The 26,731-nt window shown below is 63.9% G+C and carries 28 protein-coding genes and 2 pseudogenes; 17 read left to right on the forward strand and 13 right to left on the reverse strand.

The window, feature by feature from the left end:
- Positions 1–3: 3 nt before the first annotated feature.
- The 4 genes from ACYHH6_RS14910 to ACYHH6_RS14925 all read right to left on the reverse strand — a co-directional run bounded on the left by ACYHH6_RS14910 (position 4) and on the right by ACYHH6_RS14925 (position 2,316).
- Positions 4–189: a hypothetical protein gene (locus ACYHH6_RS14910; protein ID WP_112567004.1), complete on the reverse strand. Its 186-nt coding sequence runs from the start codon at positions 187–189 to the stop codon at positions 4–6.
- Between the two features lie 72 nt (positions 190–261).
- Positions 262–1,119, reverse strand: coding sequence for a S49 family peptidase (locus ACYHH6_RS14915; protein ID WP_352584523.1), 858 nt, complete (start codon positions 1,117–1,119; stop codon positions 262–264).
- Positions 1,120–1,297: 178 nt separating this feature from the next.
- A complete protein-coding gene (locus ACYHH6_RS14920) occupies positions 1,298–2,092 on the reverse strand; it encodes a tRNA1(Val) (adenine(37)-N6)-methyltransferase (RefSeq protein WP_352584525.1) in 795 nt (264 codons plus the stop codon).
- Positions 2,092–2,316: a putative signal transducing protein gene (locus ACYHH6_RS14925; RefSeq protein ID WP_488500441.1), complete on the reverse strand. Its 225-nt coding sequence runs from the start codon at positions 2,314–2,316 to the stop codon at positions 2,092–2,094. Before ACYHH6_RS14925 ends, ACYHH6_RS14920 begins: the two co-directional genes overlap by 1 nt.
- Before the next feature lie 222 nt (positions 2,317–2,538).
- Between ACYHH6_RS14925 and ACYHH6_RS14930 the strand changes: the two genes are divergently transcribed.
- The 5 genes from ACYHH6_RS14930 to ACYHH6_RS14950 all read left to right on the forward strand — a co-directional run bounded on the left by ACYHH6_RS14930 (position 2,539) and on the right by ACYHH6_RS14950 (position 7,458).
- Positions 2,539–3,555: a polyprenyl synthetase family protein gene (locus ACYHH6_RS14930; protein WP_352585221.1), complete on the forward strand. Its 1,017-nt coding sequence runs from the start codon at positions 2,539–2,541 to the stop codon at positions 3,553–3,555.
- 88 nt (positions 3,556–3,643) lie between these two features.
- Positions 3,644–4,312, forward strand: a complete 669-nt coding sequence (locus tag ACYHH6_RS14935) for a GntR family transcriptional regulator (RefSeq protein ID WP_352584527.1) — start codon at positions 3,644–3,646, stop codon at positions 4,310–4,312.
- 153 nt (positions 4,313–4,465) lie between these two features.
- Positions 4,466–5,065: a biotin transporter BioY gene (locus ACYHH6_RS14940; RefSeq protein ID WP_352584529.1), complete on the forward strand. Its 600-nt coding sequence runs from the start codon at positions 4,466–4,468 to the stop codon at positions 5,063–5,065.
- A gap of 6 nt (positions 5,066–5,071) precedes the next feature.
- Positions 5,072–5,488 carry a DUF1284 domain-containing protein gene (locus tag ACYHH6_RS14945; protein WP_352584531.1) on the forward strand — a complete coding sequence of 139 codons (417 nt, stop codon included), beginning with the start codon at positions 5,072–5,074 and terminating at the stop codon, positions 5,486–5,488.
- Between the two features lie 191 nt (positions 5,489–5,679).
- Positions 5,680–7,458: a tetratricopeptide repeat protein gene (locus ACYHH6_RS14950; protein ID WP_352584533.1), complete on the forward strand. Its 1,779-nt coding sequence runs from the start codon at positions 5,680–5,682 to the stop codon at positions 7,456–7,458.
- 50 nt (positions 7,459–7,508) lie between these two features.
- Here the strand turns inward: ACYHH6_RS14950 and ACYHH6_RS14955 are convergent, their stop codons facing one another.
- On the reverse strand, positions 7,509–7,970 hold the full coding sequence (locus tag ACYHH6_RS14955) for a GNAT family N-acetyltransferase (protein WP_352584535.1): 462 nt from the start codon (positions 7,968–7,970) through the stop codon (positions 7,509–7,511).
- A gap of 193 nt (positions 7,971–8,163) precedes the next feature.
- Here ACYHH6_RS14955 and ACYHH6_RS14960 point away from each other — a divergent pair, with 193 nt between their 5' ends.
- Together ACYHH6_RS14960 and ACYHH6_RS14965 are read left to right on the forward strand one after the other, a co-directional pair.
- Positions 8,164–9,084: a glycine--tRNA ligase subunit alpha gene (locus ACYHH6_RS14960; protein WP_352585222.1), complete on the forward strand. Its 921-nt coding sequence runs from the start codon at positions 8,164–8,166 to the stop codon at positions 9,082–9,084.
- 82 nt (positions 9,085–9,166) lie between these two features.
- Positions 9,167–9,853: a DUF4328 domain-containing protein gene (locus ACYHH6_RS14965; RefSeq protein ID WP_352584537.1), complete on the forward strand. Its 687-nt coding sequence runs from the start codon at positions 9,167–9,169 to the stop codon at positions 9,851–9,853.
- 27 nt (positions 9,854–9,880) lie between these two features.
- Here the strand turns inward: ACYHH6_RS14965 and ACYHH6_RS14970 are convergent, their stop codons facing one another.
- The gene (locus tag ACYHH6_RS14970) at positions 9,881–10,138 is read right to left on the reverse strand and encodes a hypothetical protein (protein WP_352584539.1); all 258 of its coding nucleotides are present in this window, start codon (positions 10,136–10,138) and stop codon (positions 9,881–9,883) included.
- Positions 10,139–10,332: 194 nt separating this feature from the next.
- Here ACYHH6_RS14970 and glyS point away from each other — a divergent pair.
- The 3 genes and pseudogenes from glyS to ACYHH6_RS14985 form a co-directional block, all read left to right on the forward strand.
- Positions 10,333–12,579 (forward strand): annotated as a pseudogene (gene glyS / locus ACYHH6_RS14975) (glycine--tRNA ligase subunit beta); the annotation flags it as partial.
- Positions 12,556–12,870: a DALR anticodon-binding domain-containing protein gene (locus tag ACYHH6_RS14980; protein ID WP_435053272.1), complete on the forward strand. Its 315-nt coding sequence runs from the start codon at positions 12,556–12,558 to the stop codon at positions 12,868–12,870. The pseudogene glyS and the gene ACYHH6_RS14980, both read left to right, overlap by 24 nt.
- A 121-nt stretch (positions 12,871–12,991) precedes the next feature.
- Entirely contained in the window at positions 12,992–13,351 is a 360-nt protein-coding gene (locus ACYHH6_RS14985) for a hypothetical protein (protein WP_352584541.1), read from the forward strand.
- Positions 13,352–13,425: 74 nt separating this feature from the next.
- Here the strand turns inward: ACYHH6_RS14985 and ACYHH6_RS14990 are convergent, their stop codons facing one another.
- On the reverse strand, positions 13,426–13,812 hold the full coding sequence (locus ACYHH6_RS14990) for a hypothetical protein (protein WP_352584543.1): 387 nt from the start codon (positions 13,810–13,812) through the stop codon (positions 13,426–13,428).
- Between the two features lie 148 nt (positions 13,813–13,960).
- Positions 13,961–14,431 carry a hypothetical protein gene (locus ACYHH6_RS14995; RefSeq protein ID WP_352584545.1) on the reverse strand — a complete coding sequence of 157 codons (471 nt, stop codon included), beginning with the start codon at positions 14,429–14,431 and terminating at the stop codon, positions 13,961–13,963.
- 179 nt (positions 14,432–14,610) lie between these two features.
- On the opposite strand from ACYHH6_RS14995, the gene ACYHH6_RS15000 reads away from it, so the two are divergent.
- The 3 genes from ACYHH6_RS15000 (at position 14,611) to ACYHH6_RS15010 (ending at position 17,778) form a co-directional block, all read left to right on the forward strand.
- Positions 14,611–15,576, forward strand: coding sequence for an L-threonylcarbamoyladenylate synthase (locus ACYHH6_RS15000; protein WP_352584546.1), 966 nt, complete (start codon positions 14,611–14,613; stop codon positions 15,574–15,576).
- Between the two features lie 18 nt (positions 15,577–15,594).
- The gene (locus tag ACYHH6_RS15005; protein WP_352584547.1) at positions 15,595–17,025 is read left to right on the forward strand and encodes an FAD-binding oxidoreductase; all 1,431 of its coding nucleotides are present in this window, start codon (positions 15,595–15,597) and stop codon (positions 17,023–17,025) included.
- Positions 17,026–17,211: 186 nt separating this feature from the next.
- A complete protein-coding gene (locus tag ACYHH6_RS15010) occupies positions 17,212–17,778 on the forward strand; it encodes a DUF6101 family protein (protein WP_142870122.1) in 567 nt (188 codons plus the stop codon).
- A 252-nt stretch (positions 17,779–18,030) separates the two neighbouring features.
- Here the strand turns inward: ACYHH6_RS15010 and ubiA are convergent, their stop codons facing one another.
- On the reverse strand, positions 18,031–19,014 hold the full coding sequence (gene ubiA, locus ACYHH6_RS15015) for a 4-hydroxybenzoate octaprenyltransferase (protein WP_352585226.1): 984 nt from the start codon (positions 19,012–19,014) through the stop codon (positions 18,031–18,033).
- A 51-nt stretch (positions 19,015–19,065) separates the two neighbouring features.
- The gene (locus ACYHH6_RS15020; RefSeq protein ID WP_352584549.1) at positions 19,066–19,977 is read right to left on the reverse strand and encodes a LysR family transcriptional regulator; all 912 of its coding nucleotides are present in this window, start codon (positions 19,975–19,977) and stop codon (positions 19,066–19,068) included.
- 91 nt (positions 19,978–20,068) lie between these two features.
- Between ACYHH6_RS15020 and ACYHH6_RS15025 the strand changes: the two genes are divergently transcribed.
- Positions 20,069–20,863 (forward strand): phytanoyl-CoA dioxygenase family protein, encoded by a 795-nt coding sequence (locus tag ACYHH6_RS15025; protein WP_352584551.1) that lies wholly within the window; start codon positions 20,069–20,071, stop codon positions 20,861–20,863.
- Between the two features lie 132 nt (positions 20,864–20,995).
- The gene (gene purD / locus ACYHH6_RS15030; protein WP_352584553.1) at positions 20,996–22,282 is read left to right on the forward strand and encodes a phosphoribosylamine--glycine ligase; all 1,287 of its coding nucleotides are present in this window, start codon (positions 20,996–20,998) and stop codon (positions 22,280–22,282) included.
- A gap of 12 nt (positions 22,283–22,294) precedes the next feature.
- Here purD and ACYHH6_RS15035 read toward each other — a convergent pair whose 3' ends face one another.
- The 3 genes and pseudogenes from ACYHH6_RS15035 to ACYHH6_RS15045 form a co-directional block, all read right to left on the reverse strand.
- A complete protein-coding gene (locus tag ACYHH6_RS15035) occupies positions 22,295–22,648 on the reverse strand; it encodes a hypothetical protein (RefSeq protein WP_435053275.1) in 354 nt (117 codons plus the stop codon).
- A 155-nt stretch (positions 22,649–22,803) separates the two neighbouring features.
- Positions 22,804–23,451, reverse strand: a pseudogene (locus tag ACYHH6_RS15040) (glycoside hydrolase family 25 protein); the annotation flags it as partial.
- Positions 23,452–23,591: 140 nt separating this feature from the next.
- Positions 23,592–23,828 (reverse strand): hypothetical protein, encoded by a 237-nt coding sequence (locus ACYHH6_RS15045; RefSeq protein ID WP_352584555.1) that lies wholly within the window; start codon positions 23,826–23,828, stop codon positions 23,592–23,594.
- Positions 23,829–24,029: 201 nt separating this feature from the next.
- Here ACYHH6_RS15045 and ACYHH6_RS15050 point away from each other — a divergent pair, with 201 nt between their 5' ends.
- The gene (locus ACYHH6_RS15050) at positions 24,030–25,799 is read left to right on the forward strand and encodes an acyl-CoA dehydrogenase family protein (RefSeq protein WP_352584557.1); all 1,770 of its coding nucleotides are present in this window, start codon (positions 24,030–24,032) and stop codon (positions 25,797–25,799) included.
- A gap of 32 nt (positions 25,800–25,831) precedes the next feature.
- Positions 25,832–26,587, forward strand: a complete 756-nt coding sequence (locus ACYHH6_RS15055) for a crotonase/enoyl-CoA hydratase family protein (protein ID WP_352584558.1) — start codon at positions 25,832–25,834, stop codon at positions 26,585–26,587.
- Positions 26,588–26,731 lie beyond the last annotated feature (144 nt).

A 26,731-nucleotide genomic window follows, 5' to 3' on the forward strand; every position in this document is an offset into this window, starting at 1 on the left:
TGCTCAGTCCTTGGCCAGGCGGTATTCGCCGGTCTTGGGATCCTTGACCAGCGTGCCGTTGGCGCCGTTGGCCGCTTGCTTTTCGGTGCGCCGGACCTTGGCGGTCACGCGCTCGGCCTCGCGGATGAAGGTGCGGTAGCCGAAATAGGCGGCGGCGCCGACAATCGCGAAGAAAATGATCTGCGGCATCTCAAAACTCCTCCCTCGCAAGGCGGCAAGGCAGACTGTCAAGCTCTCATGCTAGACGCTTTCCCCGCTTTTTCAAAGCCCGAAGCGCGCCCACAATGCGCGCTCTTCCGCCGCATCGATCACGCCGCTGGCGGCAGCGGCCGCAATCTCGGGCGCCGAAAAGTTCGAGCCGAACAGGCCGATGCGGCCGAACAGGCCTCGCGGGGCCGTGATCAGCCGAAGCTGGGTTTTCGCCCCGAAACGGGTCTTGAGCACGGTTCGCATGTCGCTCAACGCATCGACGAGGCCAAGCTCCAGCCCCTTCTTGCCGGTCCAGAACAGACCGGTGAACAGGTCCGGATCGTCCTTCAGCTTGGTGCCGCGGCGCTCCTTGACCAGGTCGATGAAGGTCTCGTGCACCTCGAGCTGCAGCGCCTTCAGGCGCTCGATATCTTCCTTCTTCTCCGGCTTGAACGGATCGAGCACCGCCTTGTTCTGACCGGCGGTGTGGACGCGGCGTTCAACGCCGATCTTCTTCATGAGCTCGGGAAAACCGAACGAGGCAGAGACCACGCCGATCGATCCGACGATGGAGGACGGATCGGCAAAAATCTCGTCGCCGGCGACCGCGATCATATAGCCGCCCGAGGCCGCCACATCCTCGACGAAGACCAGCACCTTTTTGTTCTTCTCGACGGCGAGATCACGGATGCGCTTGAAGATCAGTCGCGACTGCACCGGGGAGCCGCCGGGCGAATTGATCGAGATGGCGACGGCCGGCGCGTCGAACAGGAACGCTTTTTCGATGAGGGCGGCTGTGGAGGCGAGCGACAGGCTCGGTCGGAACTGGCCGCCGCCGGGCATGATGGTGCCGTGCAACCTGATGACGGGAATGGTGACGACGCTGGAGCGCCAGGATTTCGGCAGCAGGCGGTTGAAAAGGCGTTTCACGAGGTGGCTGTCTCCAGTGGCAAAAGAGCAAGATAGATCAGTTTTGGAAGAAATTCCTCGGGCGTCGCGGATCTTGCTCTGGGCATGTAGGGATTTGCTGGCCAACGGCAATGCCGCGGTTTTGGGGCGAATGCATGTCGCGCTGCCGCTTTGCGGCAACGGCATGCTCAGCCCCAAATCAATCGCTGAACAGCGATGCCAGTCCGTTGTTGATCATCTCGGTCTGTTCCGACGGGCCATCGCCCGTCTCGGCATGCAGCATCAGCGGCGGGCGGATCGACAATTTTCCACGCGCGCCGAGTGCTGCCCGCACGACAATGCGGATTGCTGCTGCTTCCGGGCGTGGGTGGACGGCCAGCATCTCGGCGTCGCCGAAGCGGCCCGACAAGGCATCGAGGAGATCGCGGAGCTGTTCAGGCCGCGCGATGACGGCCAGGCCACCTCGGGGTTTTGCGACGGCGGCCGCACTTCTGATCCAGCTTTCGAACAGTCCGTCTTCCATGACATGCGCCTGCCGGCGCAGCGGGTCAGGCGTGGCGCGGTCTTGCGCCCCGTTGAAGGGCGGGTTCATGATGACGAAATCGAAGGAATTGTCGGCAAGGCCGGCCTGCGTGCGCGCCCGGCCCGACAGCGTGACATCGGCTGTCAGCACCGAGGCGCGGTTGCCGAGATGCGCATTGCCGGGATGGGCGAGTGTCGTCGCGGCGAATCCCGCCATCTCGGTCGAGCGTTCGACAAGCACGACCTCAGCCGCTGGGCAGCGAGACAGCACGGCCAGGCCCGCCGCACCCGCGCCGGCGCCGAAATCGGCCAACCGCCCGGCAAAGGCGGACGGCACCGCCGCCGCCAGCATCATGGCATCCATGCCGGCGCGATGGCCGGTCGTGGGCTGCACCAGCCAGAAGCGCCCGCGATGGAAGGCATCGACCGTGTGTGCCGGCGTGTCACCGGCGAGGGCGCTCGCTTCAGCCATTATTTCTGGCGGATTTCGTTCTCGATGCCGGCGTCTTTCAGGATACGCCGCGCCTGATCGGCCTGGTCGGCGTCGACCATGACGCGCTTCTGCAAAAGACCGATCGACCCTTCGAGAATGCTCATATTCTGATCGGCGACGAAGCAGGCAATGCCGGCATCGCGCATCAGCAATTCGACAAAGGAGATGATCACGGCATCGTTGGTGCGGACGAGTTCTATCATCGGACGAAGTTCGCAGGTTGCATCGTTGATGTAAACGCTGGAGCATGGTGCCGAAAAGTGTGAAGCGGTTTTCGGATAACGCCATGCTCTATCTCGAATGTTGACACGTCGTCACCGCAGCCGCGCCAATTCGCCTCTTGCCGTGCCGGTATGTGCCGCCCTAGAGTCCTTGCAGGGACCAGGGTGCCGTCGCACACGTGATCAAGACGGGAGTGTTTGTTGGTGGGTGTCGTTCTCAACATCGAAAACGGGAAGCGGGAACCCGCTTCCATCAAGGATCTCATCGAGCTGACATCAGCCGATATGGGCCGCGTCAACGAATTGATCCTGTCCAAGGCTGGCTCCGACGTCGAGATGATTCCGGAGGTCGCCAACCATCTGATCTCGTCGGGTGGCAAAAGGCTGCGCCCCATGCTCACGCTCGCCGCCGCCCAGATGTTCGGCTACTCTGGCGAAGGCCACGTCAAGCTCGCCACCTCGGTCGAGTTCATGCACACCGCCACGCTGCTCCATGACGATGTCGTCGACGAGAGCGGCATGCGCCGCGGCAAAAAGACCGCCCGCATGATCTGGGGCAACCAGGCCAGCGTGCTGGTCGGCGATTTCCTGCTCGGCCAGGCTTTCCGCATGATGGTCGATGTCGGCTCGCTCGAAGCGCTCGACATCCTGTCCAGCGCCGCCTCCATCATCGCCGAGGGCGAGGTGATGCAGCTGGCCGCCGCCAAGAACCTCGACACCACCGAGGACGAGCATTTCGCCGTCATCAAAGCCAAGACCGCCGCACTGTTCTCGGCCGCCGCCGAGGTTGGCCCAGTCATCGCGCTGGCGACGCGCAACGATCGCGCCGCACTACGCTCCTACGGCATGAATCTCGGCCTTGCCTTCCAGCTTATCGACGATGCGCTGGATTATGGCGGCTCCAGCCTGGAGCTGGGCAAGAATATCGGCGACGATTTCCGCGAGGGCAAGGTGACGCTGCCGGTGATCCTCGCCTACCGGCGTGGCACCAAGGCCGAACGTACCTTCTGGAAGCGCGCCATCGAGGACAATGTCACCGACGATGCCGGGCTGGAAAAGGCGATCGGCCTGATGACCCGCCATGGCGCGATTGCCGACACCATCGGCCGCGCCCGCCATTTCGGCGAGATCGCCCGCGACGCGCTGGCGCCGCTGGAAGCGACGCCGCAGAAATCGGCGCTGATCGACGTCATCGACTTCTGCATCAGCCGGGTGAACTGACCGGCGCCCGGCGCGCCGAGCGATTTTGCCGCGAAATCGCACAGCGGCCGGCTCGACAAAGCGGCACGCCGCAAATTATCTATAAAACATGGCAAAGACCGCAGACGACACCATCGCCGTGCGCATCAGCAAGGTGCTCGCCGATCGCATCATATCAGGCGCGATCGAGCCGGGGGCCCGGCTGCGGCAGGATCACATCGCCGAGGAATTCCAGACCAGCCATGTCCCGGTGCGCGAGGCCTTCCGGCGCCTGGAGGCGCAAGGGCTGGCGATCGGCGAGCCCAGGCGCGGCGTGCGCGTCGCTTCTTTCGACCTCGGCGAGGTCAGGGAAGTCGCCGAAATGCGGGCGGCGCTCGAAGTTCTGGCGCTGCGCAACGCCGCGCCGCACCTGACGGCGGCCATTCTCAACCTTGCCGAAGAAGCCACAAAGGCCGGCGACAAATCCCGCGATGTCCGCTCCTGGGAGGAGGCCAACCGCACTTTCCACCGGCTGATCCTGGCGCCCTGCGGCATGCCGCGGCTCATCGCCACCATCGACGATTTGCATGCGGCAAGCGCGCGCTTCCTGTTCGCCGCCTGGCGCTCGGAATGGGAAATCCGCACCGACCAGGATCACCGCGCAATTCTCAGCGCACTCAGGCAAGGCAACATCGAATCGGCCGCTGCCACCCTTGGCCGGCACGTGCAGTGGATCGGCCAGAAACCGGTCAAGACCGCTTCCGGCAAGATGCGCGAAGCCTTCGCCATCGTCGGCTAGCCGCGCGAGACGCGGATCTACGATCATCGCTATTTCGGATGGGCTCCCAGCCTTTTTCAGGGCGAGGGGTTGCCATCCCCGTGCAAATATGGATTCGATAATAGATCGAACAACAAAATTATCTATAATTTGAAACCAGCCAGGGAAGCCGCCATGACCGACATCGCTTTTTCGCCCGCCAAGCCCTCCTTCAGCCCGTTGCGCCTGCAGACCCGCTCGCTTGGCTGGCAGGTCGGAGCCGTCGTCCTAGGCACGCTGTTTCTGGCGCTGTCGTCCTACATCGAAGTGCCGATGGTGCCGGTCCCGGTAACCATGCAGACCTTTGCCGTGACCCTGATCGGCGCACTTTATGGCTGGCGGCTTGGCGCCATCACCATTGCGGCCTGGCTCGTCGAGGGCGCCGTAGGCTTTCCGGTTCTGGCCGGAGGGGCAGCGGGTGCGTCGCATTTCGTCGGGCCGACCGGTGGCTATCTCTTCGCTTTCCCGCTTGTCGGCGCGCTTGTCGGTTGGCTGGCCGAACGCGGCTGGAATGGCAGCCGCGTGCTGCTCGCCTTCGCCGCCATGGTCCTCGGCAACCTCGCCTGTCTGGTTCTTGGCACCGCCTGGCTCGCCGTCATGATCGGCCTTGAACAGGCCATCACCTTCGGCTTCCTGCCCTTCCTGGTCGGCGGCTTGCTGAAATCGGCGCTCGGCGCCGCGACACTCAAGCTCTTCTCCGGCAATAAGACCGAACCGGCTGGGAAGGCATCATAGAGACCGATGACCGTCAGACTGCGCTCCCATCATCTGCTTTGCCTGCTGACCTATGTCGGCAAAGGGTACAGCGCAGCTTTCATCGCCAATTATGACGCGATCGCGAAACGTCTTGGCCGGGGCGAGGATGTTCTGATCGTCTCCGGCCCAGACGACATCTGCCAGCCGATGCTCGGCGAGGCCGAATCCCACTGTTCGGGGGAAAGCGCCGCCGGCCGGGACGAGCTGGCGGCACGCGACGTCGGCAAACTGCTGGCCCGGCGGATCCAGGCCGGCGCCCGCTTCAGCCTCGACGCGGCAACGCTCGCCAGCCTGCGCGCGGCCTTTTCAACCGGCGTGACGCGTGACGCCTGCCAGGGTTGCGAGTGGGCCGGCCTGTGCAGCACCGTCGCGGCGGGCGGATATCGCGATGTCAGGCTGTAGCTCCCAACCCCGATCTGCTATTATCCCGAACCGACAGTGTGTGCGTCGCCATGGTTTGTTAATCGGGTGACCCGATTGTGAATTCGGCCCGGATTGAAGCCTGACCCCAAAAAGGCCATGCTTTGTCCGGAAACATCGAGTCTATGGCGGTCCCGCCTGTGTGCGGGTCGCGTCTGGCTGAAAGGGATACGATGCAGCAAGGACGTGCGCGCTGGCTCGCGGGGCTGGCAATTGTGGCAGGCATGGCGATTTCTCCGCTGCCCGCCTACGCCAAGGAATCGACCGACCCGGTCAAGATCACATCCTTCTCGGGCGCCTATCTCGCCGCCCGCATCGCCGAAGGCGACAACGACCTCGACAATGCCATCGCCTATTACAAGCAGGCGCTGGCCTTCAATCCCGGCGATACCTCGCTGCAGCAAAGCCTGATGCTGTCGCTGATCGCGCAGGGGCGCTTCGAGGAATCGCTTGTCTATGCCGACAAGCTCAAGGAAGTTCCCGATGTCGAGCGCTTCTCGCGGCTGGCGCTGGCGGTCGATTCCTTCCACAAGAAGGATTTCACCAAGGCGCAGTACTGGCTCAAGCTGTCGCTCGAATCCGATCTCGACCGCCTGATTTCCGGCGTCATGTCCGGCTGGGCGCAAGAGGGCGCAGGCGATGCCACCGAGGCGATGGCCTCCATCGACAAACTGCAGGGGCCTGACTGGTTCGGCCTGTTCAAGTCCTTCCACCGCGCGCTGATCGCCGATGCCTCAGGCATGTCGGACAAGGCCGATGCGCTCTATGACGCGACCCTGACCGACACCACGGCCGGCGGTGCCGCGCCCGAGACATGGATGCGCAACGCACAGGCCTATGCGTCTTTCCTGGCCCGCAAGGGCGACAAGAACAAGGCGCTCTACGTGCTCGACAAGGCCGAGGACTTCGCGCCGGGCAAGCTCGACATCCAGTCGCTTCGCGACAGGATCAGCAAGGGTGACAAGATCGAGCCCTTCGTCTCCAGCCCGTCGGAAGGCGCCTCCGAAATCCTGCTCGACCTCGCCATCGCGCTCAATCGCGGCGGCGGCGAGCCGTTCGTGCGCCTCTATCTGCAATATGCGCTGGCGCTGAAGCCCGACAGCGACGCCGCTTTGGTGCAGCTTGCCGCGGTTGCGGAGCAGCTGAAGGACGGCGAAGGCGCCATTGCGCTTTACCGCCGCATTCCGGCCTCCTCGCCGCTGAAGGAGCTTTCCGACCTGCAACTCGGCCTCAACCTTGCCGATCTCAACCGTCACGACGAGGCGATCGCCCATCTGAAAGCCTTCGTCGACGCCCACCCCGACGACATGCGCGCCTATCTGGCGCTGGGCGGGGTCTATGCCTCGAAGGAAGATTTCCGCTCCGCCGCCACCCTCTACGACAAGGCGGTTGAGGTGCTGAAGACGCCGACCAATGCCAACTGGAACATCTATTACCAGCGCGGCATCGCCTATGAGCGGCTGAAGGAATGGCCGAAGGCCGAGCCGAATTTCCGCAAGGCGCTGGAACTGTTCCCCGACCAGCCGCAGGTGCTGAACTATCTCGGCTATTCCTGGGTCGACATGAACATGAACCTCAAGGAAGGCCTGGCGATGATCCAGAAGGCCGTGGATCTGCGGCCGAGCGATGGCTACATCGTCGATTCGCTGGGCTGGGCCTATTTCCGCATGGGCCGGTTCGACGACGCCGTGCGTGAAATGGAGCGCGCCGTGTCGCTCAAGCCGGAAGATCCGGTGCTCAACGACCATCTCGGCGATGCCTACTGGCGCGTCGGCCGCAAGCTCGAAGCCACCTTCCAGTGGAACCAGGCGCGCGACCTGAAGCCGGATCCCGATGTGCTTGCCACCTTGCAGCAGAAGCTGATGAAGGGCCTGCCGCCCATCGAATCCAACACCGCGCAGGAAACCCCGAAGGTCAAGCCGGTCGCTCCGGCGCCTGCGCCGAAAGGGTAAAACGGCCATACTTCTAATCAAACGGGGCTCACTGAGCCCCGTTTTTGTTTTCAGAACATTTTTCGATAGACGACAAACCCCGAAAGCTCGCCGATCCTGTCGTAAAGCTTCATCGCCGTGTGGTTGGTCTCGTGTGTCAACCAGTAGACGCGGCCCGAGCCGGCGGCTTGCGCCCGCTCGTAGACGCCTTCGATCAGCGCCCGGCCAACGCCTTTGCCGCGCGACGCCCCATTGGTGAAAAGGTCCTGCAGATAGCAGTTCGGTGAAATCGCCGTGGTGGTGCGGTGGTAGAGAAAATGGACAAGGCCGAGAAGCTTGCCGTCGCTCTCGGCGACCAGCGCATGCATCGGCTCATAGGCATCGAAAAAGCGCGACCAGGTCATTGCAGTGATATCGCGTGGCAGGGCGGTCTCGCCCGAGCGGCCGTAAAAGGCGTTGTAGCCGTCCCACAGCGGCAGCCATTGCTCGTAATCCTGCCGGGTGACGGGGCGTACGGTGAGCTGGCCTTGCATGGCTGAACCTTTGTCGTTGGAACTCAGGCGAGCAGACGGCCGCCGGCTCCGTCCGGCAATGGGCCAGCCGGAAGCAAAGCGTTCAACCTCCCGGGCCAGGCGGCGCAAGGCGCTGCCTTGACGCTTGCCGGCCCGGCGACTAGGGAATGTCTTCTTTTTCGCGCTTTGCGAGGCCGCCGTGACGTCAGACCATATGCATCCCAGCCGTTCGTTCCAGGGGCTGATCCTGACCCTGCACAATTACTGGGCCGCCTATGGTTGCGTCATCCTGCAGCCCTATGACATGGAGGTCGGCGCCGGCACCTTCCATCCGGCAACCACGCTGCGCGCGCTCGGACCCCGCGGCTGGAACGCCGCCTATGTCCAACCCTCGCGCCGGCCGAAGGACGGCCGTTATGGCGAGAATCCCAACCGGCTGCAGCATTACTACCAGTACCAGGTGATCCTGAAGCCCAACCCGCCGAACCTGCAGGAACTCTATCTCGGCTCGCTCGAGGCGATCGGCGTCGATCCGCTGCTGCATGATATCCGCTTCGTCGAGGACGACTGGGCAAGCCCGACGCTGGGCGCCTGGGGGCTCGGCTGGGAGTGCTGGTGTGACGGCATGGAAGTGTCGCAATTCACCTATTTCCAGCAGGTCTGCGGCATCGAATGCGCGCCGGTGGCGGGAGAACTGACCTACGGCCTGGAGCGGCTGGCCATGTATGTGCAGGGCGTCGACAATGTCTACGACCTCAATTTCAACGGTCGCGAAGGTGCTGAAAAAGTCACCTACGGCGAGGTCTTCCTGCAGGCCGAACAGGAATATTCCAGGCACAATTTCGAATATGCCAACACCGCCATGCTGCTCCGGCACTTCGAGGACGCCGAAGCCGAGTGCAAGGCGCTGCTCGCCGCCGGCGCCCCGGCCTCGAATGACAATCTGCCGATGCACCGCATGGTCTTCCCGGCCTATGACCAGTGCATCAAGGCCAGTCACGTCTTCAACCTGCTCGATGCGCGCGGCGTGATTTCGGTGACCGAGCGGCAGAGCTACATCCTGCGCGTGCGCAATCTGGCGAAAGCCTGCGGCGAGGCGTTCCTCATGACCCAGGCCGGCGGACTGGCGGCCTGACCTGACCGATCGGTGCTGCCCGCTTGAGCGTCGGCCTTTGCGCGTCTAGCTTGTGCAGGGCGCGGATGAGGAGCGGGCTGGCGTGAGCATCTTCAAGGACTTTTCGGCAAGCACCATTTGGGTGATCCGCATCTTGTGGGTCCTCATAGCGGTCGACGTCATCGCTGTCGTGTCCGGCTATTTCGAGTTCCAGCTTCTGGTCGACATCGGCAACGGAACTGGAAGCCTTGATTACGACGTTTCGGCGGCCGCCGATTCGAGCGACAACAGGCAGAGGATTGTCGGCATCATCCAGGTCGTTCTCTGGCTGGTGGCGGGAATAAGCATCCTTGCCTGGATAAGGCTGGCCAACAAGAACGCCAGGGCGCTCGGCGCCACGGATATGGAGTTCACGCCGAATTGGGCGATCGGCTGGTACTTCATCCCGGTCGCCAATCTCTGGAAGCCATATCAGGCGATGGCTGAGATCTGGCGGGCGAGCGGCGGATCGAAAAGCTGGAAGACAGAGCAGGCGCCGGGCATATTGGCGATCTGGTGGTTCGTCTGGCTCGCCTCCAACATATTCGACCGGGTCGCTTTTCGGTTCAGCATGAAAGCGGAGCAAATTCCGGAGCTGCAGAATGCAAGTCTGGCGATGATGGCCTCCGATGTCGTCAGCGTGTTCTTGAGCCTGGCCTTTCTGGAGGTCGTCAAGGAGATCTCGCGACGGCAGACGGCCCAGCCGGCGGCAGCTCTGGAGGAGACCTCGGAGCAGCCGGATCCCGCCTAGGCGGAAAAGGAAACGGTGTAGGTTACATCAGGCGAGCTCTGGCTGCTCGATCCGGCCATGGTCCGCATTGCCTGCCGCACACCCGGCATCGAGAAGGCGCCATGCACCTGCGCAGCGAAACAGGCGCTGAGCGCGATGATCTGGAGAAGTCTCGATGCCGTTTTCATGGTCGTTCAGCCAATAGGTTCCCTGCCTGAGCGTTGGTCGCTTCAGCGCTGCGTTTGGTTCATGGAAATCTTTGATCCAAGGACGGGTGGGGTGGGTGCGGCCCGACAGCGCGGTCAAAATTTCCGGAAAGGGTGACAGCGGCCAGCCGAGTTGCTATGCCCCGCCCGGACCATTGTCGCGCGAGCTCCATCCATGCCTGACCTGCTTCTAGAACTCCGCTCGGAAGAGATTCCCGCCCAGTCGCGCAACCGCAGCGCCGAAGGCGCGAGGACGCGCAAACAGGAAAACGGCATGCGGGTGGAGAAACTCTGATGCCGGACTTGTTGCTGGAACTTCGCTCCGAGGAAATACCGGCCCGCATGCAGCGCAAGGCGGCGGGCGATCTCAGGAAGATGCTGACCGACGGTCTGGTCGAGGCGGGTCTGACCTATGACGCCGCGCGCGAATACTGGACGCCGCGGCGCCTGGCGCTCGACATCAGGGGCCTGACCGCGCGCTCGAAGGACATCCACGAGGAGATCAAGGGGCCGTCGACGACGGCGCCGGAACAGGCGGTGCAGGGATTTCTGCGCAAGGCCGGCCTTGCCTCTGTTGCCGAGGCGCACGTCCATTCCGACCCGAAGAAGGGCGATTTCTACGTTGCCCATATTTCCAAGCCGGGCAGGGCCGCCGAGGCGATCATCGCCGAACTGGTGCCGGCCATCATCCGCAGCTTCCCCTGGCCGACATCGATGCGCTGGGGGCCGGCTTCGGCCAAGCCCGGCTCGCTGCGCTGGGTGCGGCCGCTGCAGACGATCCTGTGCACCTTCGGCCCGGAGACCGAGGAGCCGGTGGTGGTCGATTTCGAGATCGACGGCATCCGCTCCGGCAACGTCACCTACGGCCACCGCTTCATGGCGCCGGGTGAAATCACCGTGCGCCGCTTCGACGATTACGTGAGCAAGCTGGAAGCGGCCAAGGTCGTGCTCGATGGCGATCGCCGCAAGGAGATCATTCTGGCCGACGCCCGCAATCTCGCCTTCGCCAACGGGCTCGATCTGGTCGAGGACGAAGGGCTGCTGGAAGAAGTGTCGGGCCTTGTCGAATGGCCGGTGGTGCTGATGGGCGAATTCGAGCAGGCCTTTCTCGCCATTCCGCCTGAAGTGGTCCGGCTGACCATCCGCGCCAACCAGAAATGCTTTGTCACCCGGCCGCAGGGCGATGGCGAAAACCTCTCCAACCGCTTCATCCTCACCGCCAACATCGAGGCCAAGGACGGCGGCAAGGAGATTGCGCATGGCAACGGCAAGGTGGTGCGCGCGCGCCTGTCGGATGCGCTCTATTTCTGGAAAACGGACCAGGGCGATCTGCCCGATCTGGAGCAGCTCAAGGCATCGGCGGAAAAGTTCGGGCTCGACCTGAAAAAGCCGCTCGACCAGCGCATGGCCCGCCTCGACCATCTCAATGTCACCTTCCACGCCAAGCTCGGCACGCAAGGCGAGCGGGTGGAGCGCATCAAGCGGCTGGCCGAAGAGTTGGCGCCGACGGTGGCGCAGTCGATCTCCCCCCTTGAGGGGGAGATTGCCGGCAGGCCAGAGGGGGTCGCTTCGGCTGGCGCGACGCGGTCTGGCCTCTCGAAGAAAGAGGGGGTCAGCGCTTCAGGCGAGACGACCCCCTCTGTCGGCTTCGCCGACATCTCCCCCTCGAGGGGGGAGACTACCGCGCTCGCCGCACGCGCCTCGGTGCTGGCTAAGGCCGATCTCACCACCGAAGCAGTGGGAGAGTTCCCGGAACTGCAAGGCGCGATGGGTCGCAAATATGCGCTGCTGCAGGGCGAGCATCCGTCCGTGGCTGCGGCGATCGAGGAACACTACAAGCCGCAAGGTCCGTCCGACCGCGTGCCGACCGATCCCGTGTCCATTGCCGTCGCGCTGGCAGACAAGCTCGACACGCTGGTCGGGTTCTGGGCTATCGATGAAAAGCCGACCGGTTCGAAGGATCCCTATGCGCTACGCCGTGCAGCGCTAGGCGTGGTGAGAATCATTCTGGAAAACAAGCTCAAGCTTTCGCTTGGCATCGCCATTGCGGCGGCAGTCTCGTCCGCACTCGCCGCATATGAACAACAGGGCGAAGAGGCGGAGAGCCGCGGAGTGGTCGCGATGCTCGATTCCCGTATTCGCGATTACAAGGGAACAAGTCAGCTGTTGCCGGAAGCAAGCTTGATTTCCGACTTGATGAAGGGTGGGTTGGCCAAGGCACATTCACAAACTTTTGGCTCCGCCGATCAGGAACGAGAGTTCTTCGATGGCCAGCGCATGATGGAATTGGAGGCATCGCTGTCGCCATTCATCGCTGACCTCCTCGCCTTCTTCCACGATCGTCTGAAAGTCTATCTCCGCGATCAGGGCGCCCGCCACGATCTCATCGATGCGGTCATCACGCCGCAGTCGGACGATCTCCTGCAGATCGTCCGCCGCGTCGAAGCGCTCGGCTCCTTCCTCGACACCGAGGATGGCAAGAATTTGCTTGCCGGCACAAAGCGCGCGGCCAACATCTTGGCCGCCGAGGAGAAGAAGAAAACGGCCATCGCCGCGACTGTTGAGCCGGCGCTGTTTCGCGAGGAGGCGGAGAAGTCGCTGTTTGCGGCGGTGAATCAGGCTGAGAGAGAAGCCGGCGAAGCGATTCAAAACGAAGACTTTTCCGCCGCCATGCTGGCGCTTAGCGTGTTGCGTGAACCGGTTGATTCATTCTTTGAACGCGTTCTCGTGAATGATGAGGACCAGGCGGTGCGCGCCAACCGTCTGGCGCTGCTCGCCCGCATCCGCGCAGCCACCGATCAGGTCGCGGACTTCTCCAGAATAGCTGGCTAAGGAGCGGGGAAAAGCCCAGAAAAATATCTTCCCGGCCGGCCGTTCGAGCCGGCTTACAGTCATATGGCGATGATCTCTCCGTGGCAAAAAGGACATGTTCCCAACCCCCACGGAGGCTTCCATGAATTCCGCTCACGACATCGAAGTGACAGAAGAAACCTCGGGCACTCCCGAGGCGCTTGAATCCGCTTCCGAAAACATTCTCGACCATGCCGCCGCCACGGCGGTCGAGGCCGCCGACCTGTCGGATGACGAGGAAGGCGATGACGAAGACAGCGACGAATCGGACGAGGAAGAAGGTGGCGAAACCACCGCTTCTTCCGACGACGATGAGGACGAGGAAGACGACGAAGACGAAGATGAAGACGACGACAGCGTGAAGGCCGAAGCCGGCGGCGCTGACGAGACCGAGGTATCCGACGACGAGGACGACGACAAGGAAGAGTCCGAAGACGGCGACGACAAGGAAGAAGCTGCCTGAGCTTTCGGGCGACTGACATCAAACGAGAAGGGCGGCGTTCACACGCCGTCCTTGTTGTTTCGAGGCTGACGAAGTCAGTCCTCCAAAATGCTCACGTGCACGCTGTCTGAATAGACATCGACCTGGATCAGCGGCTCGCCGTTGACGATGGCGTTCCGTGTCGAGGAACTCATCGCGCCGCCGCGCTTCAGCATACGCTCCAGATAGGCGCGATCGTCGTTGCTGCCAAACCAGTCGTCGCCCTGGTCGTCGGCGTCGCGGCGGTGGAACTTGTGCCAGTTGGCGCGGTCCTGCCGCACCATCTGCGCTGCGCTGCTCAGCTCGTAGCCGTCGCTGGCATGGTGGTCGCGATCCGAAATGCGCGCGACGTAGGACCCCAGCATGTCGTCGCCGGCCTGCGCGCTGCCAATGCCTAGAAATGACGCCAGCAACAGGCCGGCAACGGTCAATGATTTCGTCATGTTGATGGTAACCCCTTGCTCACTTAAAACCCGGCCCGCTCATGCCAAAACCGATGGGCGAAATTGGGGCCGCCGCCGCCAGGCCGATCGTGCGCCGGGGCGTCGATCGGCGTCAAGCGGACTTGGCCGACTGTTTCGGCCGAATGGCTTACTCGGCTTTGCCGACGCTCTGGATCGGCTGCTGCGGCGTTGCCGCCGGCTGTGGCGCCGCAGGCTGCGACTCGGGCTTGCCGTTCGATGCCGTCGCCGTTCCTGCCGGTGCGGTCTCTGCCCCAGGCTTCGTATCCGCCTCTGGTGCTGCGGCAGGGCTTGCCTTGGCGGGAGCCGGCGCGGCGAAGGCGCCGCCGACGACGCCGCCGCGAATGATCATCGGGTTCTGGTTGCCGTGCCTGGGCTTCTCGGGGATCGCCGCGACCTTTTCATAAGTGACGTCGGGCTGGGCATCGCCGAGCGCGACGATCGAGGGCGCCGAGGCGATAGTCATTGGTTCGGGGCCGCCGAGCTTGATGACCGATGGCGTCGAGGTCGAGACGCCGAGAAAGACGATCGACGAGGCCTGTGCCCCACCAGTCATCGCCGCCAGGGTGAAACCAAGCGCTCCAAGCACACGCATCGACATCGAAACCATCCCCTTGCCCAACAAGCCGCCAGCCTTGACTCAGAAACCCTTACCTTACCCCCAGTGGATTGATGCCGGCTTGCAGGGAAACATAGCATTTTAGGCATTGATAATTCGCCAACGCCGGCTTGCCCGAAAATCACTGCCGTACTAGGTCCGGCGCCTGTGAGGTGATGCAAGTGGCTGAGATACTACCCGTCGGCGAAGCGATGGAACGGGCGCTGGCGCTGCTCGAGGGCGGCGACGTCGTCGCCATCCCGACGGAGACCGTCTACGGGCTGGCCGGCGATGCGACCAATGGCGTCGGCGTCGCCCGCATCTTCGAAGCCAAGGGCCGGCCGCGCTTCAACCCGCTGATTGCCCATGTCGCCGATCTCGCCATGGCCGAGCGCATTGCGATCTTCGATCCGATGTCGAAACGCCTGGCCGAGATGTTCTGGCCGGGGCCGCTGACGCTGGTGTTGCCGCAGCAAGCCGGTAACGGCATCCATCCGCTGGTCACCGCCGGGCTGGATACGATCGCGCTGCGCATGCCCAGGGGGTTCGGCGGCGAGCTGATCGCCAGGCTCGGCCGTCCCTTGGCCGCGCCCAGTGCGAATTCTTCGGGCAAGATCAGCGCCACCACGGCGCAAGCCGTAGCGGCCGATCTCGGTGCGAAAATCCGGCTGGTGGTCGATGGCGGCGCGACTCCGGTCGGGCTGGAATCGACCATCGTCAAGGTCGAAGGCTATACAGTGCGGCTGCTGAGGCCGGGCGGCATTGCCGCGGCCGACATCGAGGCGGCCGTCGGTACCAAGTTGCTGCGCGGCGCCATATCAGGCATCGAGGCGCCAGGCATGCTGGCGTCGCACTATGCGCCGGGCGCATCGGTGCGGCTCAATGCGCTAAGCGTGGGCGAAGGCGAGGCGTTGCTGGCCTTTGGTGATCGCCGCGCAAAGGGCTGGCAAGCTGCCGCCGCCCTGCGCAACCTGTCCGCGTCAGGCGACCTGCGCGAAGCCGCAAGCAATCTCTTCGCCTATCTGCAGGAACTCGACCGCAGCGGTGCGGCGACGATCGTCGTCGAGCCGATCCCGGTGGAAGGGCTGGGCGAGGCGATCAACGATCGGCTGTTTCGTGCCGCTGCCCCACGTGACAAGCTCGGTTGAGCGCCATAGTTTCTGCCCATGAACGACGCACCCTTCGATCTCGATCCCGCCCTCATTGACCGCTTTGCCGCAATCGTCGGTGGCAAATATGCGCTGCGCGACCAGGCCGATATCGCGCCATACCTCACAGAGCGGCGCGGACTTTGGCACGGCAGGACAGGGCTGGTGCTGCGTCCCGGCAGTGTCGACGAGGTCAGCCGGATCATGCGGCTGGCGAGCGAGACGGGAACGCCAGTCGTGCCGCAGAGCGGCAACACCGGGCTGGTCGGCGCCCAGGTGCCCGACGCGTCCGGTCGCGAGATCGTACTGTCGCTGTCGAGGCTGAACCGTATCCGCGAGATCGACGTCTTCTCCAACACCGTGACCGTCGAGGCCGGCGTCATCCTGCAGACGCTGCAGGAAGCGGCCGATGCCGCCGACCGGCTGTTTCCGCTGTCGCTGGCCGCGCAAGGGTCCTGCCAGATCGGCGGCAATCTGTCCTCCAACGCCGGCGGCACCGGGGTGCTTTCCTATGGCAATGCGCGCGAACTTTGCCTCGGCGTTGAAGTGGTGCTGCCGACCGGCGAGGTGTTCGACGATCTGCGCAAATTGAAGAAGGACAACACCGGCTACGATCTGAAGAACCTGTTCGTCGGCGCCGAAGGCACGCTCGGCATCATCACCGCGGCGGTGCTGAAACTGTTTCCCAAGCCGAAAGGCCGCGAGGTGGCTTTTGCCGGCCTGTCGTCGCCGGAAGCAGCGCTGTCATTGTTCAGCCTGGCGATGGACCGGGCAGGGGCGGCACTCACCGCCTTCGAACTGATCGGCCAGCGTCCTTATGATTTCACGCTGCGTCACGCGCAGGGCGTCACCCGGCCGCTGGCCGAGGACTGGCCCTGGTACGTGCTGATGCAGGTCTCATCGGGCCGCTCGGCCGAGGACGCCAGGGGGCTGATCGAGGAGGTGCTGTCGGAAGGCCTCGAGCAAGGCATTGTCGGCGACGCGGTGATCGCCGCAAGCCTGGCGCAGGGCGACGCCTTCTGGAATTTTCGCGAGGTGCTGCCGGATTCGCAAAAGCCCGAAGGCGCTTCGATCAAGCATGACATTTCGGTACCGGTGGCATCCATACCGGCGTTCATCGCCAAGGCTGCCGGCGCTGTCGCCTCGGTCAGCCCGCAGGCGCGCGTCGTCTGTTTCGGCCACATGGGCGACGGCAATCTCCACTACAACATCTCCCGGCCGGAGGGAGGTGACGATGAAGCGTTTCTCGGCCTCTATCACGCCATGAACCACGCCGTGCACGATGTCGCGCGTTCCTTCCACGGCTCGATCTCGGCCGAGCACGGCATCGGCCAGTTGAAGCGTGATGAGCTGATCGCCACCGCGCCGCCAATGGCGATCGAACTGATGCGCCGGGTGAAGGCCGCCTTCGACCCGGCCGGCATCATGAATCCCGGTAAGGTTATCTGATCCTTTCAGCATCTTGTGGCTGGTCTCATTCCGATAACCATCCCCTGAGATCAGCAAAATTTAACCGACTTTCTTAAGCGCAGCGGTAAGGAGCCGGCGCTACTGTTTCGCATAACGAGGCCGGGAAAACTGGCCCGGTGGGATCCGTGAAAACGGGCTCTCAGGAGAAACACAGGAAGGCAGTAGATGAACAGTGTACTGAAGCCCGTCTGGGCCGGGCGCAACATGCGTCTTGACCCATTCCGCCTGCCGCAAGTGGTGAGTTATGCCACGCGCGACGACTATGGCGACGTTACCTTCACCATCGACCAACGAGGCGCCGTCATTCGCCGCACGCTCGAGATGAGCGGCGTGCCGGCGATCATCGCACTGCCCGCCAATGCGTTTCGCGGCGTCGCCGCCCGCGCGATGGAGGATCCGGAAGGCAATGTGACGGTAACCCTGGAACTCCTGCACAACGACCCGATGCTGTCGGTGCCGCTGCTGGTGGCCGACGATCTCGACGACGTCGCCGCCGACTGGCGCGCCTGGGCCGATGCCTACCGGCTGCAGATGCTGCTGATCGAATCCGACGGTATTGCCCGCACGCTGGAAGAATCGCTCGGCGCCGCGATCAAGGCGTTGCCGGCCAAGGATCGCCGCAAGGGCCGGGTCTCGACCACGCGCCGTCCGCGCTTCCTCGCCCGCCGCAGGGCCGGCGATCTCGGCCTGCGACTGGTCATCGACGGCGAAGAGATTATCGCGAGGGAGTAGTTTCTCTTCACACGCGCCGGCGATTGGCGAAAAAACCGCCAATGACAGCCTTCTTCTCCCCGTCACTGTACGGGGAGAAGTGCCCGGCAGGGCGATGAGGGGCGGCGCTGACCAAGTTGGTTGGCTATTTCGCAAAAGTCTTGTGCACGCGCTATATCGCCGAGGTGCAATTCACCTTGCCTCGAAGGTTGGCGCTGCCCCTCATCCGGCTGCCGCCACCTTCTCCCCGTATAGTGACGGGGAGAAGGGAGACTACACCAGCGGCTTCAGCGCCACCCACAGCGATCCGCCGATCAGGCCCAGGAAGATCAGCCAGCCGACCTGGTTGTTCGATTTGAACAGCCGCAGGCACTGGTCGGGATCGTTGATATCCAGAACCGCGATCTGCCGCGCCATATGCGCGCCGGCGGCGATCAGCCCGGCCAGCGCCACCACCGGCGCCTGCACCGAGGCAAAGGCGATGGCAAAGCAGACCAGCGTGCCGCCATAAAGCCCGACCAGCCAGGTCTTGGTGTTGTCGCCGAACAGCCGCGCCGTCGAGCGTACGCCGACTATGGCGTCGTCTTCCTTGTCCTGGTGCGCATAGATCGTGTCGTAGCCGATCACCCACAGGATCGAGCCGATATAGAGCATGATGGCCGGGCCATCGAGATCGCCGAACTCGACCGCCCAGCCCATGAGTGCGCCCCACGAGAAGGCCAGCCCAAGCACGAATTGCGGCCAGTTGGTGAAGCGCTTCATGAAAGGATAGACGGCGACGATCACCAAAGAGACGATGCCGAGCGGAATGGCGAAGTCGTTGAACTGCAACAGCACGACAAGGCCCAGCAAGGCCTGGATGATCAGGAACGCCCAGGCCTGGCGGCGCGTCACCTTGCCGGCCGGCAGCGGCCGCGAACGCGTGCGCTCGACCTTGTTGTCGATGTCCTGGTCGACAATGTCGTTATAGGTGCAGCCGGCGCCACGCATGGCGACGGCGCCGACAAAGAACAGGAACAGGAACCACGGCGACGGCAGCAATGTCAGCAACGGGTCGGTGGGGTGCGGATAGGCGCTGGCCGCAAGCGCTGCCGACCACCAGCAGGGCCACAGCAGCAATTGCCAGCCGATCGGCCGGTCCCAGCGGGCAAGCTGCGCATAGGGCCATAGCCAGCGCGGCAATATCTTGTAGACCCAATGGCCGCTCGGCGCGTCGGCGACGCGGCCCTGGGCCGCTTTCGACTGGATGGTTTCCATCGTGCTGGAGTGGCAGCAGCAGCGAGCGCCGTCAAGCGGCCGCATTGTCGCTCAGGCGGTGAAAACGTCGTGGCTGGCAAACCATTCCTTCGCCACCTCGATGAAGGCCAACGCCGCCTTCGACAGCCTTTGCCTTGTGTCATGGGTGAGGATGATGCGCTGCATCGGCAGCGGATCGGACAGCGGCTTGCAGACCAGCGGCAGGCCGTCATAACTCCTGTCGCCATACGGCCTTGTATAGCTCACTGCGACGCCGAAGCCGTTGGCGACCATGCTGCGCTGCAGTTCGAATGAACTCGTCGTCGACTGCGAGACCGGCGACAGGCCGCGGCTGAGAAACAGGTCCAGCATATGCTGCCAGCTGTGCGGCTGGTCGGTGGTAACAAGTGGATGGGTCGCCAGTTCCGCCAGGCTGACGCTGCCCTGGCTGGCCAGCGCGTGGCCTTGCGGCAAAAGCGCATGCGGCCGCAGCTCATGCAGCAGGATGCGGGCGAAGTGCGAGGGCAGGCCGAGATCGTAGGTCAGGCCGAGATCGATGGCGGAATCGCCGAGCCGTCGGCCCAGCGTCTCGAAGGTCTCGTCGCGCACGACAACCGTGACGGATGGGCAGCGTTGCGAAAACGCGCGGATCAGCGCCGGCGCGAAATAGGGCGCCAGATCCTCGAAACAGCCGAGCACCAGCTCGCCGCCGACATCGGCGTCACGCGTCCCCAGCCCGACCAGTTCGTCCGCCTCGGCCAGCACCTGCTTCGCCTTCGCCACCGCGCTGCGGCCGAACGAGGTGAGCGCGATGCCGCTGCCGCGCTGGCGCACGAACAGTTTCTGGCCGAGCGTCGCTTCGACATTGTCGATCGCCACCGAAATCGAAGGCTGTGAGACGTTCAGCATCCGGGCGGCAGCGGTGACGCTGCCGTGGCGGGCGACGGCAACGAGATAGCGCAGCTGAGTGAGAGTTAGGTTCATAGGTCGGAACTATAAGTGAGATGAGAAGTTATTATTTTACGCGATGTGCGGGGGCTGCGATAGTCGGTCATCCAAACAGGGGAGACGTGAGATGGCCGCCACACATATCGATGCCGCAGCGATTGCCGATTACCAGCGCGATGGCGCGGTCTGCATACGCGGCGCCTTCAAGGACTGGGTCGGCACCATCGCCGCCGGCATCGAACGCAACATGCAAAACCGCAGCGCCACGGCGTCCGATATTGCCAATGGCAAGGGCAGCTTCTTCGACGATTATTGCAACTGGGAGCGCATCCCGGAATTTGTCGATGTCGTGCGCAATTCGCCTGCCGCCGAACTGGCGGCGGCAGCAATGCGGTCGCGCAGCGCCCAGTTCTTCCATGACCATGTGCTGGTCAAGGAGCCCGGCACGCAGAAGCCGACACCCTGGCACCAGGATATTCCCTACTACTTTGTCGACGGCAGCCAGACGGTCAGCTTCTGGATCCCGATCGATCCGGTCAAGGAAGCGACGCTGAGGCTGATCGCCGGCTCGCACAAATGGGACAAGATGATCCTGCCGGTGCGTTGGCTCGACGACAGCAATTTCTATGCCGGGGAGGGCGACTATCTGCCGGTGCCCGACCCCGACAAGGACCCGTCGCTGAAGGTGCTGGAATGGGAGATGGAGCCGGGCGACGCCATATTGTTCGACTTCCGAACCGCGCATGGCGCGCGCGGCAATCCGACGGCGGCACGGCGCCGGGCGCTGTCGCTGCGCTGGGTCGGCGATGACGCGCGCTATGTCGAGCGCCCCGGCCGCACCTCGCCGCCCTATCCCGGCCATGACATGAAGCCCGGCCAGAAACTGCGTGAGGACTGGTTCCCCGTCATCTACCAGAGCTGATCCGGCCGGGAACGTTGTGCCCTCCGCGCGACGTTCCCGTGCGCAACCGGCATCGCGCAAGGTAAAACTCTTGACCCGCTGAGCTTGGCGCAATAGCGCAGTCCCTGTCGTGAAATGACAAGGGACATCGGCATGCGCGTTTTGTTGATCGGCTCCGGCGGCCGCGAACATGCCCTGGCCTGGAAGCTCGCGGCCTCGCCGCTCTTGACCAAGCTCTATGCCGCGCCCGGCAATCCGGGCATTGCCCGCGAGGCCGAACTGGTCAAACTCGACATCGCCGATCATGCCGCTGTCGCAACCTTCTGCAAGAACAACGCGATCGACCTCGTCGTCGTCGGGCCGGAAGGGCCGCTGGTGGCCGGCATTGCCGATGATCTGCGCGATCAGGGCATTCGCGTCTTCGGCCCGTCGAAACGGGCAGCGCGGCTCGAAGGCTCGAAAGGCTTCACCAAGGACCTCTGCGCGAAATACGATATCCCGACCGCCGCCTATGGCCGCTTTACCGATCTGACCGCAGCCAAGGCCTATGTCGAAAAGGTCGGTGCGCCGATCGTCATCAAGGCCGACGGGCTCGCCGCCGGCAAGGGCGTCACCATCGCCATGACGCTGGATGAAGCGCGGGCCGCGCTCGATGCCTGTTTTGACGGCGCCTTTGGAGACGCTGGCGCCGAAGTGGTGGTCGAGGAATTCATGACCGGCGAGGAAGCGAGTTTCTTCTGCCTGTGCGACGGCACCACAGCATTGCCCTTCGGCACCGCGCAGGACCACAAGCGCGTCGGCGACGGCGACATCGGCCCCAACACCGGCGGAATGGGCGCCTATTCGCCGGCGCCGGTGATGACGCCTGAGATGGTCGAGCGCACCATGCGCGAGATCGTCGAGCCGACCATGCGCGGCATGGCCGAGCTTGGCGCACCCTTCGCCGGCATTCTCTTCGCCGGGCTGATGATCACCGACAAAGGGCCGAAGCTGATCGAATACAACACCCGCTTCGGCGATCCAGAATGCCAGGTGCTGATGATGCGGCTGAAGGACGACCTTTTGGTGCTGCTCAACGCCGCCGTCGACGGCCAGCTTGCGCACAGCTCAATCCGCTGGCGCGACGAGGCGGCTCTCACTGTGGTGATGGCGGCGCGGGGTTATCCCGGCACGCCGGAAAAGGGCTCCGTCATACGCGGCGTCGAAGGCGCGGCGGGCGACGGCGTCCAGATATTCCATGCCGGCACCGCCATCAATGGCGGCGCGCTGGTCGCCAATGGTGGCCGCGTGCTCAACGTCACGGCATCCGGCAAGACGGTTGGTGAGGCGCAGAGCCGCGCCTACGCCGCGCTCGACCGCATCGACTGGCCGCAAGGCTTTTGCCGCCGCGACATAGGCTGGCAGGCAGTGGCGCGTGAAAAGGCAAGCGCTGCCGGTTAATGTGGGCAGGCATCAGCGCTCGCGAACGAGTTCCGTCGAAGCGGTGCTGACCGGGTCGGCAGCCTGGGAGAAGGCGGCCTCGAGCAGAGCCTCCGAGCGATACACGGTCCGCTTCCAGGCGACATACTCGGCAATGCCGAAGCGCGCGCGACGCGGCACCGTCTTGACCACCGGCATGCGGAAGGCGGCGCGGAACGTCTGCCAGCGCGCGCCCAGCACCGCAACCATCTCCTCGACAGTCGGCGGCGTCGCCACGTCGGCATAGGTGATGGTGACTTTGCCGGCCAGCCCTGCCTCGCGCGAAACCGGCACCGGGATCGAGGCGAGGTAGTCGGCCGGCACGTCGTCAGGCCGCCAAAGGGCCATTGCTGGCGTAGTGCCGCTGCATCCATCGGCGCGACGTTGACATCGATGTCGTTGGGCGTGCCGGCGACCCGGTACGGGCAGCGCAGGCGGCCGCAATTGGCCTGCGCCGAAAACTGCCACAGCGCATAGCCCTTCCAGTTGCCCATCGGAAAATGCACGTCGATGTCGGGCTTGTAGCGCGCATACCAGAGCGGCAGCCGCGACAGCAGACGGTACTGATAGCGGTTGTCGGCGATGAACTGGGCGGTCTTGCCATTGGCGTAGAGTATCGGGAAACGGCCGATACGCCGATGCACCTGGCGCACGAATTCCTCGGCATCCTCCAGCGACATCCACTGTGTCGGATCATTGCCTTCGAGGTCGAGGGCCAAGAGATCGTCCGGCGTTGGTTCGGCGAAATCGATGAAATTGTTCGCCTGCTCGACCGGATTGCCGGGACGGGCAAGATGATAGGCGCCCCATTTCAGGCCGAGTGCCTTGGCCACCACCTTGCGCGTCTGGAACAACTCGCGCGTCACCGCATAGCGTTTCCACAACGTCTTGCAGAGTTTGACCGTAGTTTCGTCGCCATAGCAGAAATAGGGCGGCGGCAGCCCGTCGGAGGCCTTGTTGATGAAGCCGACGATGCGCTTCTCGGTGGCAAGCTCACCCCAGTCGATGGAATTGTATTCATAGGCGTCGATGACGAGCGCGCGGTCGCCATCTCGCCACGGCTCCGAGAAGTCGGAAGCTTGTGCCGCCGATATCAGCGCCATCATCGCCGCGAGAGCGATCGCTGAGCGGCGTAGTAGATGCGCCGGCATTTCCAAACAGGGAGTCCCCGCTGACCAGGGGATGATGGTGAACTGCTATGGTTAAGGAAGTGCTTTCGGGATTGTATTGGCGAAAACGGACGCGACATCCGACCTCCCCCCACGAGGGGGAAGATTGCCAGCTCCGCAGTTCAGCGACGCGTGATCGGCTGCACCTCGAACGGATCCGGCGCGGGCTCCTGCTGCAGTGTGCCTTCGGCAGCGCGCTTGCGGTAATGGGCGAGCGAGCATTTGGGCGAGCACAATATGCCGCGATCGGTCCAGTAGGCGGGACCTCTTTCGAGCTCGCCATGATAATACCAGAAGCCGCTTGCCTGGTACGGCAGGCCGCATTCGATGCAACGGTATGTCTCGGGTCTGGCAAGCATGGCAGGTTCCGGTTCGCGTCGGCGCCGGGCGTCGGCAGTCGGCCGCGCGGAGTCTAGCGCGGCTGGCAAAGATTGCAAAATCCGCGTGACAAAGTTTGACGTTTACGTAAAAAGAAGGCCGGAGGCCGCCCAAAGGCGGATGGTTTTGCGTCGTCCCAGGTCCTAGGATCGAGGAGGGCGAGCAGCGGAGGAGAAAGCGGCATGTACAAGGCGCCGGTCGAGGATATTTCGTTCACGCTGAAGCATGTCGCCGGTCTCAAGCCGGCGCTGGGCAGCGGTACGTTCGGCGATCTCGGCGAAGACCTTGTCGACGCCATCCTGGCCGAGGCCGGCCGTTTCGCCAGCGAGGAGGTGGCGCCTCTGTACAAGATCGGCGACGAACACGGCGCGGTGCTGAAAGATGCAGCCGTCACCACGCCGCCCGGCTGGAGGGCGCTTTACCGCAGCTGGATCGACGGCGGCTGGAACGCGTTGTCGGGGCCGGAAGACTTCGGCGGCCAGGGCCTGCCGACTATGCTCGGCGTCGCCGCGCTCGAAATGTGGAACTCCGCTGCCATGGCCTTCGGCATCGGCCCGACGCTGACCATGGGCGCCGTCGAGGCGCTCGACAAGCACGCATCCGAAGCGCTCAAGGCCAAATATCTGGCAAAGCTCGTCTCCGGCGAATGGATGGGGACGATGAACCTCACCGAGCCGCAGGCCGGTTCCGATCTCGCCGCCCTGCGCAGTCGCGCGGAACCTGCCGGCGACGGCACCTACCGCATCTTCGGCCAGAAAATCTTCATCACCTATGGCGAGCACGATTTCACCGACAACATCATCCATCTGGTGCTGGCGCGGTTGCCCGACGCACCGGCCGGCACCCGCGGCATCTCGCTGTTCCTGGTGCCGAAATTCCTGGTCAATGATGTCGGGTCGCTCGGCGCCCGCAATGACGTCTTCTGTTCCGGCCTCGAGCACAAGCTCGGCATCCATGCTTCACCGACCTGCACCATGATCTACGGCGACGGTTTTGGCGGCACGACCCCCGGCGCCATCGGCTGGCTGATCGGCGAGGAGAACAAGGGGCTGGCCTGCATGTTCACCATGATGAACAACGCCAGGCTGTGCGTCGGCATGCAGGGCGTGGCGGTGGCGGAAGCCGCGACGCAGAAGGCCATCGCCTATGCCAATGAGCGCCGCCAGGGCAAGGCGTCGGGCTATGCCGGCGCCGGCATGGCGCCGATCGTCCACCACCCGGACGTGCAGCGCAATCTCTTGACCATGAAGGCGCTGACCCAGATCGCCCGCGCCATCTCCTATTCCTGCGCCCACGCCATCGACCTGGCGCGGGTCTCGGCCGGCGATCAGGCCGCGCATTGGCGCGACCGCGCCAATCTCCTGACGCCGCTGGCCAAGGCGTTCTCCACCGATGTCGGCGTCGACGTCACGTCGCTCGGTGTCCAGGTGCATGGCGGCATGGGCTTCATCGAGGAGACGGGGGCGGCAGCGCTCTATCGCGATGCCCGCATCGCGCCGATCTATGAGGGCACCAACGGCATCCAGGCGATCGACCTGGTAGCGCGCAAACTGCCGCTTGGCGGCGGCGAGCATGTGCATGGCTACATCGGCGAACTGAAGGCGGTAGCCGATGAGGTGCGGACCTCGAACCTGCAAGGGTTCGGCCGCACCGCCGAGACCCTCGACCGCGCTCTCGACGATCTGACCGAAGCAACGCGCTTCCTGCAGAAGCTGCTGGCCGACGGCCGCCTCGACGAAGCGCAGGCCGGTGCGACGCCCTATCTCAGGTTGATCTCGCTTGCCGCCGGCGGCGCCTATCTGGCGCGTGGCGGACTTGCCGAGCAAAACCGCATCGCCCTTTGCCGCTTCTTTGCCGAAAACCTGCTTGGCGAAGTCAGCGCCTTGAAGGAACGCGTCATCGATGGCGCCGAAAGCCTCGCTGCCGCCGGCAAGACGCTGATATCAGCCTGAATACAAAAAGCGCTCACCAGGGAAAAATGACCGTGACAGACCATATTCTCGTCGAGCGCCAGGGCGCCATTCAGATCATCCGCATGAACCGCCCGGACAAGAAGAACGCGCTGACGCGCGCCATGTACGCGACGATGTCCGAGGCACTGGCCGAAGGCGACGCCGATCCGGCGGTCCGCGTCCACGTCTTCCTCGGCGTGCCCGGCGCCTTCTCGGCCGGCAACGATCTCGCCGATTTCCTGGTCATCGCCACCGGCGGCGAGGGCGGCAACGAAGTCTGGGACTTCCTGGTGGCGCTGGCCAAAACGGAGAAACCCATCGTCTCGGGCGTCGATGGCATTGCGGTCGGCATCGGCACCACGCTCAATCTGCATTGCGACTTGACCTTTGCCACGCCGCGCACCGTGTTCCGCACGCCCTTCGTCGATCTCGGCCTTGTGCCGGAGGCCGGCTCCAGTCTGCTGGCGCCGCTTATCCTCGGCCGCCAGGCCGCCTTCGCGCTGCTCGGCCTCGGCGAAGGCCTTTCCGCCGAACGCGCCAAGGCCGCCGGCCTGATCTACGAGGTCGTCGAGGAGAGTGCGCTCGAAACCGCGGTGCTGGCGGCGGCCGGCGCAATCGCCGCCAAGCCGCCGGAAGCGCTGAAGATCGCGCGTGACCTGATGCGCGCGCCGCGCGACGAACTTCTCGCCCGCATCAAGGTGGAGAGCGAGCATTTCTTTGAGCGGCTGAAGTCCGATGAGGCGCGCGCCGCGCTCACCGCGTTCATGACGCGTAAGAAGGCGAGCTGATCTCACGGCACTGTCAGCTTGTGGCAGCTTCGAGCGAAACGTGCGTCAGACGCGATTTTTTGATCTGTACACTGCGGTTTTCACGCCCTATCTCACAAATCCGGCGGGCGGGGGTCCAGAGCAATTCCAGGAAAAGTGTGAAGC

The organism is Mesorhizobium sp. P171375 (genome assembly GCF_057786075.1).